Genomic DNA, 18,345 nt, shown 5'->3' with positions numbered 1-18,345 from the left:
AGCTTTCCCTTCCCGAAGATTTACATATTGGTGCTGCCTAGAACTTCGTCGAGCGAAGTCAGGCCTTGTTTGACCTTAAGCAGGCCGGATTGACGGAGATCGTAGACACCTTCCCTTTGCGCCTGTTCTGCGATATCAATTTCAGTGCCGTTGGCCATAATGATGCGCTGAATTTCCTCGCTGACCGGCATCACCTGATAGACGCCTACGCGCCCCTTGTAGCCGCTGCCCTTGCAGCGTTCACAGCCGCCCGGTCCGTAGAGTGTCCAGCTTCCATCAAGGTCGATTTCGGAAAAGCCGGCGTTGATCAGGGTTTCGACTGGCACGTCAATGGGTTTCTTGCAGGTGCATAGCCGTCGTACCAAGCGTTGCGCGGTAATCAGCAGGATGCTGGAAGCAATGTTGAAGGTTGGAATCCCCATGTTCATCAGACGCGTCAGCGTCGATGGCGCATCGTTGGTGTGTAAGGTCGATAACACCATATGGCCGGTTTGAGCGGCTTTGATGGCAATTTCCGCCGTTTCCAGGTCACGAATTTCGCCGACCATGATGATATCCGGGTCCTGACGGAGAAAGGCTTTGAGTGCGACTGGAAATGTCAGTCCCTGGCGGTCGTCGATATTGACCTGGTTGATACCGTGCAACGCGATTTCCGCAGGGTCTTCGGCCGTCGCAATATTGATTCCCGGTTTATTGAGAATGTTCAGACAGGTATACAGAGAGACGGTTTTCCCGGAACCCGTCGGGCCGGTAACCAGCACCATGCCGTAGGGACGCTGAACGGCGTCGAGCAGAAAGGCTTTTTGGTCAGGTTCATAGCCCAGCGCGTCGATGCCGAGTGTGGCGCTGCTCGGATCGAGAATCCGTAACACAATTTTTTCGCCGTACATCGTGGGCAAGGTACTGACACGGAAGTCGATCGTGCGCGTTTTGGAAAGTACGAGGCGCATCCGACCATCCTGCGGTACCCGCTTTTCAGCAATATTAAGCCGGGAAATGACCTTGATGCGCGAAGCAATTTTGTCCTTAAGCGCCAGAGGCGGCGCGGCGATTTCACGTAGGGCGCCGTCAAGACGAAAACGGATACGGTAGCTTTTTTCGTAGGGCTCGAAATGGATGTCCGAAGCACCGTCGTTGATTGCATCAAGCAGTACTTTATGAATGAAGCGAACGATTGGCGCGTCTTCGACGTCGGTATCATCTTCCGGCGCGGGCTCTGCTGCCTGGTCTTCGTCGAACTCGAGATGAATGCTCTCGCTAACCAGGCTTTTTAAAGTCGTATCGGCAGATTCGGCAAGTTTTGCCGCTAACGGCGTGAGCTGATCTTCCCGTACGATAATTGGATCGACGACCAAACCTGTCTGAAAGCGGATCTCATCGAGTGCGCGCAGGTTGGTTGGATCGGCCGTGGCGACCGATAGACGATTGCCGCGTTTATAAAGCGGGATGACCCGATGCGTGGCAACCAACTTGGGATCGATGGCATCCTTGATGATATGAACGCTATCGTAGGCGTTCAGATCAAGCAGGGGGAAGCCGAAAGTCTCTGAAGCGAAGCGGGCAACATCACTTGCCGTCATTTTTTGGGCGGCAACGAGTTGCTGGATAAACGAGGCGCCCATCGCGGCTGCCTGCGAAGTTAGGGCTTCTGCCTCGGTTTCGCTGAGTTTGCCTGCCTGTACAAGCGCTCTAGCCAGGCCGCTTAGCGTCGATGCTTGGGGTTTTGCTGCCATTGGTATGAATCAATTGCTTGAATCTGTTCGATTTTTTACTCGGATAGAAATTTGCGTAGTCAAGCGTACTTTTGTACCGAGAAACACTGTGTATGTCAGTGTAATCATGCATTGAGTTTGTGTATTTGTAAAGTAGCAAATTTCACACTTTATGGAAAATTGAAGTGATCTACCCGGGTTCGATGGATTTGGGCAACACTCTGCCTGGGTTTTATCCCGATGTCACGGGATGTCGACGACAAGGCGGGGTGCAGTAAAATCTCCAGTGTCGGTAATTCAGGGGCAGAATAATCTTGCAAGATTGAGCGCACAATTGATTTCAGGAATTGGCGTATTGATGGGGGTTGAGAACGGCGTGACTCGCTGGGCTACTTTTTATCAGAGTCATGTCTTGATCATCTGACCCATAATTTTTAGTTTGCCTAACCCGAAAAATAACTCTTTCCATCCGGGTGTCTCATTAATTGATATTGATAAAACACTATGCTCGATAATCTGACCCAGCGCCTGGCGCGCGTGATGAAAACCCTGCGTGGAGAAGCGCGGCTGACTGAAACGAATATTGCAGATGCCTTGCGTGAAGTGCGTCTGGCATTGCTTGAGGCCGATGTAGCGCTGCCTGCGGTCAAAGCGTTCATCGCCGCGGTCAAGGAAAAAGCCGTGGGCGAGGAGGTTATCGGCTCGCTGAGTCCGGGTCAGGCGCTGATCGGCGTCGTGCACCGTGAATTGACGGCGTTGATGGGCGAAGCGCACACTGGCCTCAATCTTGCTGTACAGCCACCCGCTGTCGTGCTGATGGCGGGCTTGCAGGGCGCGGGCAAGACGACGACGGTCGGTAAGCTCGCCAAATGGCTCAAGGAAATACAGAAAAAGAAAGCGCTGGTTGTCTCCTGTGATGTGTATCGCCCCGCGGCCATCGAGCAGCTGAAAACCGTTGCAGCGCAGGCAGGGGTTGATTTTTTCCCTTCGACGGTTGGTGAAAAACCGGTTGATATCGCACGCAATGCCGTTGATTGGGCACGTCGGCATTTTTACGACGTACTTTTTATCGATACGGCGGGTCGACTGTCGATTGACGATGCGATGATGAAAGAGATCGCCGAACTGCATGCGGCACTCAAACCGATTGAAACCCTGTTTGTCGTTGATGCCATGCTGGGGCAGGATGCGATCAATACGGCGAAAGCATTCGATCAGGCTTTACCTTTGACCGGCGTGATCCTGACCAAGCTGGACGGTGATGCGCGCGGCGGTGCGGCGTTGTCTGTGCGGTACATCACCGGCAAGCCAATCAAGTTTGCCGGTGTCGGCGAAAAACTGGGCGGTATTGAGGCGTTTCATCCGGAACGCATGGCCTCGCGCATCCTCGGTATGGGTGATGTGCTCTCACTGATCGAAGAGGCACGCAAGGGTGTCGATGAGCAAAAAGCCGTCGAATTTGCCAAAAAAATCAAGTCGGGCAAGAGTTTTGATCTCAATGATTTCAAAGAGCAGATTGGTCAGATGCGCAAGATGGGTGGCATTTCTTCAATGCTTGACAAGCTGCCGGCGCAGTTTGCTCAGGCGGCGAGCCAGCTGCCCGTGGGCGGCGAAGATAAGATTGTGCGTCGTATCGAGGGCATCATCAATTCGATGACGCCGCTCGAACGCAGTAAACCGGAGCTGCTCAAAGCCTCGCGAAAACGCCGTATTGCCGCCGGGGCGGGCGTTCAGGTGCAAGAGGTGAATCGCTTGCTCAAGCAGTTTGAACAGATGCAGAAGGTGATCAAACAGTTTTCCCGGGGAGGCATCGGCAAGTTGATGCGTGGCGTCAAGGGAATGTTGCCGGGACTTCGTTAAATGCTCGCCTGTGCTGATACGGCGCATTGTGCGCCTTGGCCTTTATTTTTATGAAGCCGGTTATTGGGGCGGCTGATTTGTCTGTTGCGCCGGGGCGCTGCCGGGGATAGTGGGCTTAGGCGAGAACAGCCAGTTGGCATGCCATGCGCCCTTGACCATCGTCGGATAGGCAGGTTTGCCTAAACTGCCGTTATAGCGGCCCAAGGCGCGGTAAAGATCGCCTTTTTCGATATCCAGGTAGTGGCGCAAAATTGTGCAGCCGTAGCGCAGGTTGGTGCGTAGATGGAAAAGATTGTCATCGGGCTGGCCGATAACCTTGATCCAGAAGGGCATGACCTGCATGAAGCCGCGCGCGCCCGCCGAAGACACGGCATATTTCTTGAAACCACTTTCCACCTGGATCAGCCCAAGCACAAGCTGTGGATCCAGCCCGGCGCGCGTTGCTTCGTAATGCACGGTGCGTAGAAACTCCAGCCGCGCTTCGCGGTTGGGCATGCGCTTGGCCAGGCGGATGGACATCTCGCTCAGCCAGTCGACGGCTTCCAAGGGGGTTCTGAAGGAAGTTCTAGGCGGTGCCTGATCGGCAATGGTACGCGACAGCGCGGCACGGACGCTGTCTGAAAGCGGTTCGTACTTCTGTGCGCCGGCCAAAGCGATGGCCGGTGTAGCCAGTAGAATCAGGGCAAGACAGATCCGAACCGGGGTTGGTTGCAGCGTATACAAATTCCGCCCAGGAAGGCGGCTTGAAATGCTCTCCGAACCGCGGCCTGCGGTCCAGCCTACGATATGGCTCAGGCGGCGCACAGACGCGCTTTCAGGAATGCGATGATTTCGCGGGCAGGTACCATCTTCGCTTCGGTATCGCGGCGTCCTTGGTATTCGAACAGCCCTTCCTTGAGACCGCGTTCGCCGATGACGATACGATGTGGGATGCCGATCAGTTCCATATCGGCGAACAGCACGCCGGGGCGCTCGTTGCGGTCATCGAGCAGAACATCGATATCGGCTGCCTGCAAATCGGTATAGAGTGCGTCGGCTGCCGTTCTGACTGTTTCACTTTTGGCATAACCCATTGGAACGATGCAAACCGTAAATGGCGCAATGGCCGCGGGAAAAATGCAGCCACGTTCGTCGTGACATTGCTCGATAGCCGCACCGACGATGCGCGTGACACCGATACCGTAACAGCCCATTTCCATAAACTGGCTTTGGCCGTTCTCGTCGAGAAAACTGCAATTGAGCGCCTCGGCATATTTGGTGCGCAATTGAAAGATATGCCCGACCTCAATGCCGCGACGCAGCTCAAGCACGCCTTTACCGTCTGGTGAAGGATCTCCGGCGACGACATTGCGAATATCTGCAACGATGGAAGGTTCCGGCAGATCACGGCCGAAATTGACACCGGTCAGGTGGAAGCCCGCTTCGTTGGCGCCGCAGATGAAATCGCTCATGGCGGCGACGGTGCGGTCGGCAATGATGCGTACTTTGGCCGGGTCAACGCCGACCGGGCCGATGTATCCGAGCTGGCAACCTAGGAAGCGTTCGATTTCAGCATCGGTGGCAAACCGGAAGGGATCAAGCCCCGGCAGCTTGCCTGTCTTGATCTCGTTGAGAGTATGGTCGCCGCGCAGCAATAGCAGTGTAAAAGCCTCATCGTGCATGACGGCGATGGCTTTGACCGTTTTTTCAAATGGCAACCCGAGATAGTTGGCGACATCTTCGCAGCGCGTCTGATTCGGTGTGGCGACCTTGCGCATCGATTCGCCGGCCGCGCCGCGTGGCTTGGTCGGCGCGAGTGCTTCGGCGAGTTCAACGTTGGCGGCGTAATCGGAATCCGAACAATACGCAAGCGCATCCTCGCCAGAATCAGCCAGTACGTGGAATTCGTGCGAACCGGTGCCGCCAATCGAACCGGTATCCGCAGCGACAGCACGGAATTCCAGTCCCAGACGGGTAAAAATCCGTGTGTAAGTGTCAAACATATTGCGGTATTCACGTTGCAGATCGTCAAAACTGGCGTGGAAAGAGTAGCCGTCCTTCATCAGAAATTCGCGGCCACGCATAACGCCGAAACGTGGACGAATCTCGTCGCGGAATTTCGTCTGGATCTGGTAGAAGTGCAACGGTAGCTGGCGATAGCTTTTGACATCGCGACGCACGATATCGGTGATAACTTCTTCGTGTGTTGGGCCGACGACGAAATCACGCTGGTGGCGGTCTTTCAGGCGAAGCAGTTCGGGGCCGTATTTTTCCCAGCGACCAGACTCTTGCCACAGTTCCCCCGGCTGCACGGCCGGCATCAGCAGTTCGACGGCACCGGCATGATTCATTTCTTCGCGGAGGATGTTTTCTACCTTGCGCAGGATGCGCAGACCGAGTGGCATCCAGGTATAAATGCCGCCGGCGAGGCGTTTGATCAGTCCGGCGCGTAGCATCAATTGGTGACTGACAATCTCGGCGTCGTTGGGGGCTTCCTTAAGCGTGGAAATAAAAAATTGCGAGCTGCGCATAATAGGTCTGAATACCCTAGGTCTAAAAATAAAAATGCAATTCTACAAGAGCGATCAGCGAAGACGAAGTGCATAAGATATAAACCCAGGATGCATTGGCTGGCATTTTGTGCAGATCGACCTACTCGTGTGCGATGTCGTCACAATCAGGCGGATAGCCGGAATTTGATCTATGGCTGGATGACTCGAACTTTCTTGTCTTCCTGTCTCTGTCTGAAGACGCAGGTTAAAGGCAGGGGTTATGCGGTGTCGTGCCCCGCCGGGATGGCTAAAAATTAGCCTGTTGTCCGCTCTGTTTTCAGAAAGCCTGGGTTGATTGCGATCTACCCAGCGGTGCGTAGCCTTACGCATATCCTCTGGCCGGTTTTTTTCGAAAATCATGCAGCGCAACGGATTCGTGCTGATGTGCTATTTCAGCTTTTGAACGTCATGGTAGGAATACGAGGAAGGCTGATAACAAAACACGACTTGCTAGGTGTGTTTTTGGTACCGCGGTGCTTTCCAAGTGAAGAGAAATGTGAAAGAATCCTCTTAACTCATAGATTAAGCAGGTTATTGATATGCTCGACCGTGAAGGGTATCGCCCGAACGTCGGCATCATTCTATGCAACGCTCGAAACGAGGTCTTTTGGGGAAAGCGCATTCGGGAGCATTCGTGGCAGTTTCCACAGGGAGGGATTAAGCGAGGGGAGTCGCCTGAACAGGCGATGTTCCGTGAACTCCATGAGGAAGTTGGTTTGTTTCCCGAACATGTGAGCATCCTTGGCCGAACCCGTGACTGGTTGCGCTACGATGTGCCGGTGCATTGGATCAGACGTGAATGGCGTGGCAGTTACCGTGGGCAGAAACAAATCTGGTTTTTGTTGCGCTTGACGGGGCGTGATTCCGATATTTCTCTGCGTGCCTGTGACCATCCGGAATTTGATGCATGGCGATGGTCCAATTATTGGGTTTCGCTAGATTCGGTAATTGAATTCAAACGTGGTGTCTACGAACAGGCGCTCAATGAGCTGGCACGTTTTCTTGATGCTGATTACCGCAGAATGCGACGTAATCGTGCACGTCACAGGGTAACCTCCAGTTTTGAAGAAGTTGGCTAGATCCGGAGTATGAGTGAGTCTTTTATGCAGGAGACAAGCGGCATATGCATGCTGGTTCCCTGCTGCGTGTAAGAACGTGTTCATAGTCTCTGCTGTAAAGTATCGTTATGAACAGAAAAGCCTACCCAAGCGATATAAGTCGCACACAATTTGCTACTCTTCTTCCTCTTTTGGAAAGTGCTCGCAGACGCACAGCACCGCGCAAAGTAGACTTGTACGATGTCTTTTGTGCCATTCTCTATCTTCTACGCAACGGCTGTGCCTGGCGTGCCTTACCGGGCGATTTTCCCAAATGGCGCACCGTTCATTCCTACTTCCAAAGATGGAGTGAGCCCCGGGAAAGTGGCATCAGTCTCTTTGAGGAAGCGTTAAAAAAAATCAGGTGGCCGCAGCACGTCGCAAGCAGGGACGCCATGAAGCAACCACTTTCCTGATTATTGATGCGCAGAGCGTGAAGAACACGGATACCGCCATGGAAAAAGGCTACGATGCGGGCAAGAAGGTTAGCGGTATCAAGCGACATATAGCGGTTGACACGCAAGGTTTGCCGCATGCCCTTGCGGTAACGACGGCGGATGTTACGGATAGAAAAGGCGGCCTGGTGGCATTGGAACGTGACAGAGATAATCTTGGTGCGGTACAAAAAGTCCTTGCCGACGGAGGTTACACGGGTCAGGCATTTGCTTCGTCGGTACAGGAGTTGATTGGTGCGGAAGTAGAGATTGCCAAACGAAACGAATTGCAGCGTTTTGCGGTATTGCCAAAGCGATGGGTAGTAGAGCGCAGTTTTTCCTGGTTGGAAAAGAACAGGCGGCTTTGGAAAAACTGCGAGCGTAAGTTGAGTACCAGTCTGCAAATGGTAGTTTTGGCTTTCTTGGGAATCCTGCTACGAAGACTATGAACACGTTCTAAGAGCAAAACGGTATTCTAGTCATTGGTTCGACGTGGCAGCCATTGACTTTTCTGTGGCTCTTGCAATAAAATCTGCCGCTTTCTGTCATTAAGATAAATAAGGACGACGTCCGAAATGAAGACATTTTCTGCCAAACCGCATGAAGTAACGCGAGAGTGGTTCGTGGTCGATGCTACTGATAAGGTATTGGGGCGTCTAGCGGCTGAGATTGCTCGCCGTTTACGCGGCAAGCACAAATCCGAATATACGCCTCATGTTGATACCGGCGACTATATTGTCGTGACAAATGTCGAGAGTATTCGCGTTACTGGTAACAAAGCCAATGACAAGAAATACTATCGTCATTCTGGTTATCCTGGTGGCGTGTATGAGACGAACTTTGCCAAAATGCAGCAACGTTTTCCTGGGCGCGCGCTTGAGAAGGCTGTTAAAGGGATGCTCCCGAAAGGGCCTTTAGGCTACGCGATGCTCAAGAAAATGAAGTGTTATGTCGGCGCCAACCATCCCCACGCGGCTCAGCAGCCGAAAGTTCTGGAAATCTAAGAGAGTTCTTCATATGGCTGATAATTTCTATTATGGTACGGGGCGCCGTAAAAGTGCCGTTGCGCGGGTTTTCATGAAGCGAGGCTCAGGCAATATTGTGGTCAACGGTAAACCGGTTGATGAGTTCTTTTCGCGTGAGACCGGGCGGATGATTGTGCGGCAACCACTTGAGCTGGTTGATCAGTCCCAAGGGTTTGATATCATGGTCAATGTTTCTGGCGGTGGGGAGTCTGGTCAGGCTGGTGCGGTGCGGCATGGTATTACGCGTGCGTTGATTGAATATGATATTGCGTTGAAACCCGCTTTGTCGCAAGCTGGATTCGTTACTCGTGATGCGCGCGAAGTTGAGCGAAAAAAGGTTGGCCTGCACAAAGCGCGTCGCCGTAAGCAATTCTCGAAACGTTGATCGGATTTGCTTTGTAGTGTTCTTCTTTACCAAAGAAAGCCGCCTTATGGGCGGCTTTCGTTTTCTATGTCTTGATTGTGATGGAGATAGGTGGTGAATTCCAGAGCTGCCTCAAAGCTTAGACGTTTGCGTCAGCGGTTTGGCATTGGCGCACCACGTGTGGCAATACGCAGGCATATCCCATGGTATTGGCGCGTTTTGTCAGGTATTGTTTTAGTGGCAGCAGTCGCATTCATTTTATGGGGTTACGAAACATTCTATCTAAGGACGCGATTGACGACTGCCCATGATCAGGAGGAGTCGTTACGTGAAATCCAGTCTTTGCGCAACCATGTGATGGAACTTGATCGTGAACTGACTAAGTTGCGAGGCATGACGAGTACGGAAGACAGTCGTCTGCAGATTGAGAAGACGACGTTGCAGCAATTGTCCGAACAGGTTAGAGCGCTGGGGATAGAGAATGCTGCACTGAAGCAGGATCTGGCGTTTTTTGAGGAATTGATGCCTTCTGCCACTTTAGGCGATAAAACTGGTTTCAAAATCAATCGGTTACGTGTCGAACCGGGCAAAAATAACGGGGAGTTTCAGTATCGGATGTTGGTCGTTTATAACGCGGGACGCCATGCTACGCCGAAAGCGATGCAGGGACGCCTGCGCCTGATTGTCAAAATTCGGCAGAGCGGGAAGAATGCTACGATATCAATTCCCACCAAATCGGAGGAAAATACGGAGCGTTTCCTTTTTGAGTTGAAGTCGCTTCACCGGCTCGAAGGGGTTTTTGCCATACCGCAGGATGCGATACTGAGATCGGTGGAAGCCCAATTGTTGCAGGATGGCGCAGTTCGCGCCAAACAGTCTGTCGTGTTTTAAGGAGGGATTATGTTTGGTACAAAAAATAGCGGAGCAGCAAAAAACGCGATTGATACGCTGATTGGCATTAACACCAAGATAGAGGGGGATGTGACCTTTTGCGGCGGTTTGCGGATCGATGGCGAAGTGCGCGGGAATATCCGTTGCGAGGAAGGTCAGCAGGGAACCTTGGTTATCAGTGAAAAAGCCACTGTTGAAGGCGAGGTGCGTGTCGGACATGTCGTAGTCAATGGTACGATCATTGGCCCTGTCAGCGCGAGTGAGTCTCTGGAACTCTTGTCTGCGGCGCATGTCACAGGCGACGTAGAGTATCAGCAAATCGAGATCCAGCAGGGTGCTGTCATTGAAGGACGTTTGGTTCATCTTCCTGGCGCCAAGAATGTTGAGCTTAAACTGGCATCGAATAGTGGACTGGCTGACTGATCTTGATCCAGCCATAGGAGGTTGAAGAAATGAATACTGCCGCAGAATTGCCAATGCCTTTTGTATTTACCGATAGCGCTGCCAATAAGGTCAAAGAACTCATCGTAGAGGAAGGCAATCCAGATTTGAAACTGCGCGTATTTGTGACAGGAGGCGGGTGCTCCGGGTTCCAGTATGGTTTTACATTTGACGAAGAAACCAGCGATGACGATACGGTGATGCAGAAAAATGGCGTTACTTTGTTGGTTGATCCGATGAGCTATCAGTATCTTGTCGGCGCGGAAATTGACTATACGGAAGACCTTGAAGGCTCGCAGTTCGTTATCAAAAATCCGAATGCCACATCGACCTGTGGTTGCGGCTCATCCTTCTCCGCCTAATACCGGCCTGCGGGCAGGGAGCGCGTTATTTGAATGAAGACGACACGATCGATCGTTGGTGGTTGATTGGAAGGCTGGTCAATTCGTGTTTGCTTTTTAGGTATTGATAGATATTTTATGCCGGCTATCTATGGTTGCCGAGCCTGAATGCAGCTGCTTTAACACGCGGGTAAGCGTTGTGGCTGATGAAGTTGGTTTTTTCTTATAACCCTCCTATAAAGTAGCGAGCTGAAAACGAAAACCTACACAAATATAGCAGGGTGAAGCAAAGTTATTTGAAGCGCTAAATTTTTCGGCTATTGTGTCGTGAACAGCGATTAACAAAGGTGAAGTCTTGAGTAACTACTACACGACGCGCCGAATGTGGATTGAAGAAATTCCTGATGATGTCGTTGACCAGATGGCGGCCTTATATCTGGATCATTTTGACGGCACGTCCTATACGTTATTTTGCAATGATTTAGCTGATAAGGACGAAGTGATTCTGCTGTACTGCCATGAGGAATTGTGTGGCTTTACGGTACTCAAAATTTTTTCTGATGACTGGAATGGACGCCGTGTACGTATTGTCTATTCCGGAGACACTATCGTTGCGCCCCAACATTGGGGGCAGCAATCCTTGGCTTTTGCATGGATTGCGCGTGTTGGTGAGATCAAGCGAGAAATGCCGGAATACCCGCTTTTCTGGTTTCTGCTGGTCAAAGGGCACCGTACTTTTAAGTATCTGTCTGTTTTCGGAAAATCATTTTTCCCTCATTGGTCGGAATTTCGTCCTGATTTGAAATGCTTAGCCGATCAATTGGCGATCAAAAAATTCGGCAGTGACTATGATGCAAATGCCGGTGTGGTTTGTTTCTCTGAATCGCGCGGACATCTTAAATGCGAGATCGCTGAACCTACGCCAGAAGAAATGCAGCGGATATCCACCCGTTTTTTTATGGAAAAAAATCCGGGCTATCGTCTGGGGCATGAACTCGTCTGCCTTTGTGAATTGGAATCCCCGAACATGAAACCGCTTGCCGCGCGGATATTCAATAAAGCCAGCCGCGCAGCAGGTGTCGATATTTCATGAGTGGCAACTTTCAGGATGGTGAGGGAGCTGCGACAGAGAGGGGGGAGCAGAAAAATGCCTGGCTGCTGCAAACCCTAAAACGAAACCGGAATACTGCCTATCTGAAGCAGTTTGGTTCTCCTGAAACAGCGGCCGCGTTCCGGGAACGTGTTCCTGTGTGTATTTACGAAGACCTCTCGCCTTGGTTAGCACGTATTCAGGCGGGTGATGCAGACATTCTTTTCGCCGGACGCCCTGTTGCCTACGAACGGACAGGGGGTAGTACAGGCGGCGTCAAGTTGATTCCTTATACTGACGAAGGGTTGTCTGACTTCCAGAATGATATTGTGCCTTGGCTGATCGACACCATCCAGACGCATCACATCACGGGCCGTGTCTATTTTTCCATTAGTCCGGCGACTCGGCCGATAGCGTTCAACAACGGCATTCCGGTCGGATTGCCCGATGCGGCCTACCTTGGCGAAATCGCAGGCGGCATGCTTACCGCCATGACAGCGGTGCCACTAGATGTGGCGAATCTTTCTGATGTGACGCAATGGCGGCAGCGAACGCTTGCGTATCTCAAAGCAGCCAGTGATCTTGAGCTGATTTCGGTGTGGAGTCCGACGTTTCTGTTGCGCTTGCTGGACGAAATTCCCGATCCGCAGGCATGTTGGCCGCGTCTAAAAATTGTCAGCTGTTGGGCGTCGGCCTCATCCCGACGGTTTGCCGATGAAGTTCAACGGCGACTCCCGCATGCCCGCCTGCAACCAAAGGGATTGCTGTCGACCGAGGCGGTAGTGACCGTACCCGATAGAGAGGGGCGCCCGCTACCCGCTCGCCATGTGTTTATCGAATACGCCAAAGACGGACGCTTTTTTCTGGAAGATGCGTTGCAAATGGGTGAGGTGTATGAGGCAATTGTAACGACGGCTAGCGGGCTGTATCGTTACCGAACGGGCGATTGGCTCAGATGTGAAGGGCACACGAAACAGGGGCGCCCCATTCTGGAATTTGTCGGGCGCGGTGCGCTGACCTGTGATCTGGTTGGAGAGAAATTGAATGAGTCTTTTGTGGCTCGTTGCCTTCAGGCATTATCTGCGTTGCCGGTATCTTCCATGCTGTTGCCCGATGCTGACTGCCCAGGCTATGTGCTTATCTGTACGCGTGCCCCAAGCGAGGCAGTGCTGGCAGAGTTGGAAGCATTGCTGTGTACTAACCCTCAGTATGCGTATGCGCGCAGGCTCGGACAGCTTGCACCGCTGCGGGTATTAACGCATCTGGAACCATTTCGGGTTGTTGAGCGTACGATGCTGGCGCGCGGTGCGCGGCTCGGCGATATTAAACCGCTGGCCTTGCGCCGAGAGGCATTTTGGTTACCTCTATTTAAATCTTTCTGCCCATGAAAATTACACTGATTTCGCCCAAAGGCCCGCTTTATCGCGTGCGCGGTGGCATTTTCAAGCGTTCCCTTCGTTATCAACCGCTGACCTTGCCTACACTCGCGGCGCTGGTGCCAGCGGATATGAACGCCGAAATTACGCTGATTGATGAAGGCATTACCCCTATCCCGGAGACGATCGATGCCGATCTGATCGGGATGACCGTCATTACCGGCACGGCACGGCGAGCCTACGAGCTGGCGGTACGCTTTCGTAGCCAGGGCCATACGGTCGTTCTTGGCGGTCCGCATGTCACGTTGGTGCCCGAAGAAGCAGCGCGCCATGCCGACGCGATTTGTATAGGCTATGCCGAAGACAGTTGGCCCGCATTGCTGCGTGACTGGGCGGCCGACCACCTGCAACCGGTATATCGCCAGGCGCCTGATTTTTCCTTAAATCGCCTGGATGTGCCGCATGCACGTCGGGATCTGTTTGATTCACGTCAATTTTTGACACAGGCTGTTTTCGAAGCGACGCGGTCGTGTGCGCATGCCTGCGAGTTTTGTGTCGCGCCCACCGCCTGGGGGCGCCAGCAATATCAAAAACCCGTCGATTGGGTCATTGAAGACATTCGTCGCGTTGGGCAGAAACGGATTCTCTTTGTCGATCTCAATCTGATTTCTGACCGCAATTACGCCAGGGAGCTATTTACGCGGCTGATCCCATTGAATGTGCAATGGTTTGGCTTGTCGACCGTTCTGCTGGCGCTAGATGCCGAACTGCTGGAGCTGGTGGCGCGCAGCGGTTGCCGCGGACTGCTGCTCGGCCTGGAGACCGTCACACCGGAAAGCCTTGGAGATGCCGGAAAGCGTTTCAACGGTGCGGTACATTTCAAGGATTTCATCGCTGACTTGCATCGGCTCGGCATCGCAGTCCAGGGGTGTTTTGTTTTTGGTCTGGAGCATGATACGCCCGATGTTTTCGACGCGACGGTGGAGTTTGCGATCGACGCCGGCGTTGACCTGCCGCGCTTTGCCGTCCTCACGCCGTTTCCGGGGACGCCGTTATACCGTCGTTTGGACGCCAGCGGTCGAATCCTTAGCCGGGATTGGGACCTCTATGATGGGCAACATGTCGTTTTTCAGCCGTACAACATGTCAGTGCGCGAACTTGCGGAAGGCCACGAACGCGCCTGGAAAGCAACTTATCGCTGGTCGGCAATTGCCAGACGTCTGTGGCGGGCGCGCAACTTCCGGCCACTGGCACTGACTGCCAATTTCGGCTACCGATTTTATGCGCACAATTTGCATCGTTTCTACACGTGCGACTGGCCGATGCAGCCCCTGCCTTCGCTATCCACAGATAAGAAGGCGGTGAGCAGCGTGGTGTTTCAACCGCCAAAGTCTTCAGCGCGCACTCAGAGAACCGTATGCGGTTGACCTTAGTGCAGCCGGCCATCGGTCATCGCGTTGGCGAGTCTTACATCCGCTCCTGGCAGATGGAGCCCCTGCCGATCGCCGTGCTTGCGGGGCTGACAGGCCGTCATATTGAGCTGCGTTTTCACGATGACCGACTCGAAACCATCCCTTTTGACGAACCGACCGATGCTGTCGCCATCCCTGTTGAAACGTATACTGCCCGGCGGGCGTATCAGATCGCCCAGCGCTTTCGGCAACACGGCGTCCCGGTCATTCTTGGGGGGTTCCACCCTACGCTGATGCCGGAGGAAGCCTCGTGTTTCGCCGATGCCGTGGTGACTGGCGAAGCTGAGGCCGTATGGCCTGAAGTCATGGATGACCTGGCGCATGGAACGCTGAAAGCTCGTTACGACGGCGGGACGCGCCTTGATTTGTCCGCCATTTCGGTAGATCGCGGCATTTTCCGGAATAAGCGCTATTTGCCGATTGGTCTGGTGGAGACAGGGCGGGGGTGCCGTTTTCCGTGCGAGTTTTGTGCCATCCAGACCTTTTTCCAGCGCAGTTATCGTGTTCGTCCGGTGGGCGATGTCATTCGTGAGCTGGAAGGTTTGCGCGCCAGCAGAAAACTGTTTTTCTTCGTTGATGACAATTTTGCCGGACAGATCGACGACAGGCGCGAATTGCTTTCGGCGCTTGCGCGCCTGTCCCTGCGCTGGATTACGCAGATGAGCATTCATGCAGCGCACGATGAATCGTTTGTGCGGCAACTCGCGCGTAGCGGGTGCCGTGGCGTCCTCATTGGCTTTGAGTCGCTCAATGAGGCTAATCTGCTGCTGATGCGCAAACGTTTCAACACCATGCGCAGCGGTTATGCGGGGGCGCTGGCGAATTTGCGTCAGCATGGCATTGGCGTATATGGGACGTTCATTTTTGGCTATGAGCACGATACGGCAGATGCTTTTGCCGAAGCGGTTGACTTTGCTCAGGCGCAGAAAATGTACCTTGCGGCATTTAATCATCTGACGCCGTTTCCCGGTACGCCGCTTTATCGGCGTTTGCAGGATGAGGGTCGCCTACGCTTCGATGCCTGGTGGCTGGATTTGCGCTACCGTTACAACGAGCTTCCTTTCGTGCCCAGGCAATTGTCACCGGAAGCCGTCACGCAGGGGTGTGTCGAGGCACGCCGCCGCTTTTATGCCTGGTCCAGCATCCTTCGGCGCAGTTTGGGTAATCGGGGCGATGGATTCATGTTTCGCCATTTTTTTCCGATCAACGCGTTGCACCGGAACGAAATTTCTCTGCGCAACGGCTATCCGCTGGGTGATGAAAGCGAATTTGTCTTGGACGCGCCATGATTCACCTACGCCTTGCCACGCCTGATGACGACGCTACGCTGCGTGCATTGTTGCGCAGCAACCCGATGCCTGGGTGGGTCAGCATGGCAATGACGCGAGAGCCGTCTTTCTTTGCAGGCGCCGGCCATTTCGGGCGCGAATGGGTAGTGCTGGGACATGCTGCGGAAGATGTGGGTGAAAAGAAAGACGCAAGGCGTACCGGTATAGGAGAGGCCGGCGAGGCGGTAGGAATGTACGTTTGTACCGAACAGCCGCTGCACTGGAACGGCGTGCAGACCCAGGTGGGCTATCTGGGCGGTTTGCGGATAAACCCGCGCTATCGACATCGCTTGCGGCTCCTCAAAATTGGCTATGCGTCGATTCCGCATTTTACGGCAGAGTGCAAGGCCGCTCTTTGGTATACCGCAATTGCGTCGGAAAACCGGACGGCGCGTCGATTGCTGGAGGCCGGTCTGCGCGGCCTGCCGCGCTATCGTCCGCTGAACGAGCTGGTTACGCTGGCGCTCCCCAAAGCGCGCGGTCGCCGGCATGGGGCATGGCGGCGGGCGATGCCTGGCGAACTGGAAAATCTTTGCCGCTTCCATAACCAACAGGCAGGTCGTTACCAATTTTCGCCGGTGATCGATCCCGTGCGGGCAGAGGCGACAGGTGCGGTTTTTTATTGTATCGATGGCAACGCTGGCCCGTCGGCCGTGATGGCGCTTTGGAATCAGCAGGCCTATAAACAGGCGATGGCCTGCGCCTACCGGCTGCCGCTGAATGCATTGCTGCCGCTCTACAATGGTTACGCCCGCCTGGCAAAAAGAATCGTCCTGCCGCCGCCTGGGAAAGCGCTCGACCAGACATTTCTTGCCTTTCTTGCCGTGTCAGAAACGTGTGAAGACGAGTTTCCAATGCTGATTGAAGACGCGCTCGCACTTTGCCCAACGGCAGTGATGAGTCTGGGCCTGCATGCCGGCCATCGCTGGCTCGACCCGGTGCTCAAGCGCTTTCGGCCGACCGCCTACCGGACGTGGATCTACACCGTTGCTTTTGACGATGTCGTGCAGCATTGCGCTTGCATTACGCTGCCCGATGGCCGCCCTGCCCAACCGGAGGTGGCCGTGTTATGAGGATTGCGCTCATCCGCCCGAATATGGGCGATTACCGTTCCGGCGATGCCATGCCGCCGCTGGTCATGGGTATTCTGGCGGCGCGGGCAAGCGGGCACGAAATTCTTTTTTACGACGATAGGGTCGAGGCCGTGCCGGAGAAACTGGATGCCGATCTCGTCGCCATGAGCGTTGAAACCTTTACCGCCCGCCGTGCTTATGAACTTGCGGCGCATTTTCGACGGCAAGGTATGCGGCTGGTCATGGGTGGATATCACCCGACTTTTTTACCGCAGGAAGCGTTGGCGCATGCCGATGCGATCATCATCGGCGATGCCGAGGGCGCATGGGAGCGCCTGCTTGCCGATGCTGAAGCCGGGTGTCTGCATCGGATTTATCGGGGCGATAACGATGCGCCGATGACGCAATTGCGTATCGATCGCTCCATTTTTGCTGGAAAGTCTTATGCGCCCGTCGATTTGGTCCAGTACGGACGCGGTTGCCGGTTTGCCTGCGACTTTTGTTCGATTCATGGTTTTTATGGCCATCGGGTGCGGGTGCGGCCGGCTGTGGACGTTCAGCGTGAACTAGAAGCAATCAGGGAAACCGTTGGCCGTAACCGCCTGTTGTTTTTCGTCGACGACAATCTATTCAGCAACCGGGAAAATCTGACAGCGCTGCTGGCAGCCATTCGTCCGCTCGGATTGCGTTGGTCATGCCAGATCAGTATCGATGTCGCACGTGATCCAAAGCTACTCGACGGCTTGGCTGAGGCCGGTTGCCGCTATGCGCTCATCGGCTTTGAGAGTCTGGAGCCGGAAAATCTTGCCCAGATGAAAAAGCGCTGGAATCAGGTGTCCGGCCATTACCTCGACGTCGTGCGCGCATTGCACCGGCGCGGCATCGGCATCTATGGAACATTCGTTTTCGGTTATGACCGCGATACGCCGGAAACCATTCGCCGTAGTCTGGATTTTGCCCTGGAGGCGCGGCTGGAAATCGCCAATTTCAACCCGCTGACGCCAACGCCAGGTTCCGGACTTTACCAGCGTCTCGCACAAGAGAAGCGGCTGTTATCGCCGCAGTGGTGGCTCGATCCCAAATATCGGTACGGCGACCCGATTTTCATCCCACGTGCTATGTCGCCCGAAATGCTGGCGCAGGAGTGTTTTGAGGCTAAGCGCCGTTTTTACGCCTGGTCGTCCATCGCCCGGCGTGTATTGGGCGGCGATATGCCATTTTCCGGCTTTTGTACGGCAATCACGGCTATCGCTAACCTTATTTCCCGCCGCGAAATTTATCGCAAGCAGGGACGTGTGCTTGGCACCTAG

General features: G+C 53.9%; 17 protein-coding genes. 14 read left to right on the top strand and 3 right to left on the bottom strand.

The genetic code is table 11. The features are described from left to right. Positions 1–20: 20 nt before the first annotated feature. Entirely contained in the window at positions 21–1,733 is a 1,713-nt protein-coding gene (pilB, locus tag ABCS64_RS08245) for a type IV-A pilus assembly ATPase PilB (RefSeq protein ID WP_418891377.1), read from the bottom strand. Between the two features lie 483 nt (positions 1,734–2,216). On the opposite strand from pilB, the gene ffh reads away from it, so the two are divergent. Beyond that, positions 2,217–3,572: a signal recognition particle protein gene (gene ffh / locus ABCS64_RS08240; RefSeq protein WP_418891376.1), complete on the top strand. Its 1,356-nt coding sequence runs from the start codon at positions 2,217–2,219 to the stop codon at positions 3,570–3,572. A gap of 60 nt (positions 3,573–3,632) precedes the next feature. Here ffh and ABCS64_RS08235 read toward each other — a convergent pair whose 3' ends face one another. After that, positions 3,633–4,229, bottom strand: coding sequence for a lytic transglycosylase domain-containing protein (locus tag ABCS64_RS08235; protein ID WP_418891919.1), 597 nt, complete (start codon positions 4,227–4,229; stop codon positions 3,633–3,635). Between the two features lie 134 nt (positions 4,230–4,363). Beyond that, on the bottom strand, positions 4,364–6,082 hold the full coding sequence (locus tag ABCS64_RS08230; protein ID WP_418891375.1) for a proline--tRNA ligase: 1,719 nt from the start codon (positions 6,080–6,082) through the stop codon (positions 4,364–4,366). Positions 6,083–6,642: 560 nt separating this feature from the next. Here ABCS64_RS08230 and ABCS64_RS08225 point away from each other — a divergent pair. The 13 genes from ABCS64_RS08225 to ABCS64_RS08165 all read left to right on the top strand — a co-directional run bounded on the left by ABCS64_RS08225 (position 6,643) and on the right by ABCS64_RS08165 (position 18,345). Then, on the top strand, positions 6,643–7,182 hold the full coding sequence (locus tag ABCS64_RS08225) for an RNA pyrophosphohydrolase (RefSeq protein WP_418891374.1): 540 nt from the start codon (positions 6,643–6,645) through the stop codon (positions 7,180–7,182). Between the two features lie 107 nt (positions 7,183–7,289). Next, positions 7,290–8,083, top strand: a protein-coding gene (locus tag ABCS64_RS08220; RefSeq protein ID WP_418891373.1) for an IS5 family transposase whose coding sequence is annotated in 2 segments (ribosomal slippage) — positions 7,290–7,566 and positions 7,566–8,083 — 795 coding nt in all. Because the reading frame shifts where the segments join, the coding sequence is not laid out codon by codon here. Positions 8,084–8,209: 126 nt separating this feature from the next. Next, the gene (gene rplM / locus ABCS64_RS08215; RefSeq protein ID WP_418891372.1) at positions 8,210–8,638 is read left to right on the top strand and encodes a 50S ribosomal protein L13; all 429 of its coding nucleotides are present in this window, start codon (positions 8,210–8,212) and stop codon (positions 8,636–8,638) included. A 13-nt stretch (positions 8,639–8,651) separates the two neighbouring features. Further along, the gene (gene rpsI, locus ABCS64_RS08210) at positions 8,652–9,044 is read left to right on the top strand and encodes a 30S ribosomal protein S9 (protein WP_418891371.1); all 393 of its coding nucleotides are present in this window, start codon (positions 8,652–8,654) and stop codon (positions 9,042–9,044) included. 93 nt (positions 9,045–9,137) lie between these two features. Further along, positions 9,138–9,914 (top strand): DUF6776 family protein, encoded by a 777-nt coding sequence (locus ABCS64_RS08205; RefSeq protein ID WP_418891370.1) that lies wholly within the window; start codon positions 9,138–9,140, stop codon positions 9,912–9,914. Between the two features lie 9 nt (positions 9,915–9,923). Next, complete coding sequence (locus ABCS64_RS08200; RefSeq protein ID WP_418891369.1) at positions 9,924–10,337, top strand: bactofilin family protein; 414 nt, start codon at positions 9,924–9,926, stop codon at positions 10,335–10,337. Positions 10,338–10,366: 29 nt separating this feature from the next. Continuing rightward, positions 10,367–10,717, top strand: a complete 351-nt coding sequence (gene erpA, locus ABCS64_RS08195; RefSeq protein ID WP_418891368.1) for an iron-sulfur cluster insertion protein ErpA — start codon at positions 10,367–10,369, stop codon at positions 10,715–10,717. Positions 10,718–11,051: 334 nt separating this feature from the next. Then, the gene (locus tag ABCS64_RS08190; protein WP_418891367.1) at positions 11,052–11,789 is read left to right on the top strand and encodes a hypothetical protein; all 738 of its coding nucleotides are present in this window, start codon (positions 11,052–11,054) and stop codon (positions 11,787–11,789) included. Then, on the top strand, positions 11,786–13,174 hold the full coding sequence (locus tag ABCS64_RS08185; RefSeq protein ID WP_418891366.1) for a GH3 family acyl-acid amido synthetase: 1,389 nt from the start codon (positions 11,786–11,788) through the stop codon (positions 13,172–13,174). The genes ABCS64_RS08190 and ABCS64_RS08185 overlap by 4 nt, the downstream gene beginning before the upstream one ends. Further along, positions 13,171–14,589, top strand: a complete 1,419-nt coding sequence (locus ABCS64_RS08180; RefSeq protein WP_418891365.1) for a B12-binding domain-containing radical SAM protein — start codon at positions 13,171–13,173, stop codon at positions 14,587–14,589. The genes ABCS64_RS08185 and ABCS64_RS08180 overlap by 4 nt, the downstream gene beginning before the upstream one ends. Beyond that, positions 14,580–15,923: a B12-binding domain-containing radical SAM protein gene (locus ABCS64_RS08175; protein ID WP_418891364.1), complete on the top strand. Its 1,344-nt coding sequence runs from the start codon at positions 14,580–14,582 to the stop codon at positions 15,921–15,923. Before ABCS64_RS08180 ends, ABCS64_RS08175 begins: the two co-directional genes overlap by 10 nt. Beyond that, positions 15,920–17,035: a hypothetical protein gene (locus ABCS64_RS08170; RefSeq protein WP_418891363.1), complete on the top strand. Its 1,116-nt coding sequence runs from the start codon at positions 15,920–15,922 to the stop codon at positions 17,033–17,035. The genes ABCS64_RS08175 and ABCS64_RS08170 overlap by 4 nt, the downstream gene beginning before the upstream one ends. Then, a complete protein-coding gene (locus tag ABCS64_RS08165; RefSeq protein WP_418891362.1) occupies positions 17,032–18,345 on the top strand; it encodes a B12-binding domain-containing radical SAM protein in 1,314 nt (437 codons plus the stop codon). The genes ABCS64_RS08170 and ABCS64_RS08165 overlap by 4 nt, the downstream gene beginning before the upstream one ends.

It is taken from the genome of Dentiradicibacter hellwigii (assembly GCF_041770905.1).
GTDB lineage: Bacteria > Pseudomonadota > Gammaproteobacteria > Burkholderiales > Rhodocyclaceae > Propionivibrio > Propionivibrio hellwigii.
The sequence above is the reverse complement of the archived record's forward strand: the minus strand, read 5'-3'. Positions and strand labels throughout refer to the sequence as shown.

What these genes read in the sequence shown, in the direction of transcription:
- ffh (WP_418891376.1), top strand. Translation starts at nt 2,217, where the DNA reads ATGCTCGATAATCTGACCCAGCGCCTGGCGCGCGTGATGAAAACCCTG.
- rplM (WP_418891372.1), top strand. Translation starts at nt 8,210, where the DNA reads ATGAAGACATTTTCTGCCAAACCGCATGAAGTAACGCGAGAGTGGTTC.
- ABCS64_RS08185 (WP_418891366.1), top strand. Translation starts at nt 11,786, where the DNA reads ATGAGTGGCAACTTTCAGGATGGTGAGGGAGCTGCGACAGAGAGGGGG.
- ABCS64_RS08180 (WP_418891365.1), top strand. Translation starts at nt 13,171, where the DNA reads ATGAAAATTACACTGATTTCGCCCAAAGGCCCGCTTTATCGCGTGCGC.
- ABCS64_RS08200 (WP_418891369.1), top strand. Translation starts at nt 9,924, where the DNA reads ATGTTTGGTACAAAAAATAGCGGAGCAGCAAAAAACGCGATTGATACG.
- ABCS64_RS08170 (WP_418891363.1), top strand. Translation starts at nt 15,920, where the DNA reads ATGATTCACCTACGCCTTGCCACGCCTGATGACGACGCTACGCTGCGT.
- erpA (WP_418891368.1), top strand. Translation starts at nt 10,367, where the DNA reads ATGAATACTGCCGCAGAATTGCCAATGCCTTTTGTATTTACCGATAGC.
- pilB (WP_418891377.1), bottom strand. Translation starts at nt 1,733, where the DNA reads ATGGCAGCAAAACCCCAAGCATCGACGCTAAGCGGCCTGGCTAGAGCG.
- rpsI (WP_418891371.1), top strand. Translation starts at nt 8,652, where the DNA reads ATGGCTGATAATTTCTATTATGGTACGGGGCGCCGTAAAAGTGCCGTT.
- ABCS64_RS08230 (WP_418891375.1), bottom strand. Translation starts at nt 6,082, where the DNA reads ATGCGCAGCTCGCAATTTTTTATTTCCACGCTTAAGGAAGCCCCCAAC.
- ABCS64_RS08165 (WP_418891362.1), top strand. Translation starts at nt 17,032, where the DNA reads ATGAGGATTGCGCTCATCCGCCCGAATATGGGCGATTACCGTTCCGGC.
- ABCS64_RS08225 (WP_418891374.1), top strand. Translation starts at nt 6,643, where the DNA reads ATGCTCGACCGTGAAGGGTATCGCCCGAACGTCGGCATCATTCTATGC.
- ABCS64_RS08175 (WP_418891364.1), top strand. Translation starts at nt 14,580, where the DNA reads ATGCGGTTGACCTTAGTGCAGCCGGCCATCGGTCATCGCGTTGGCGAG.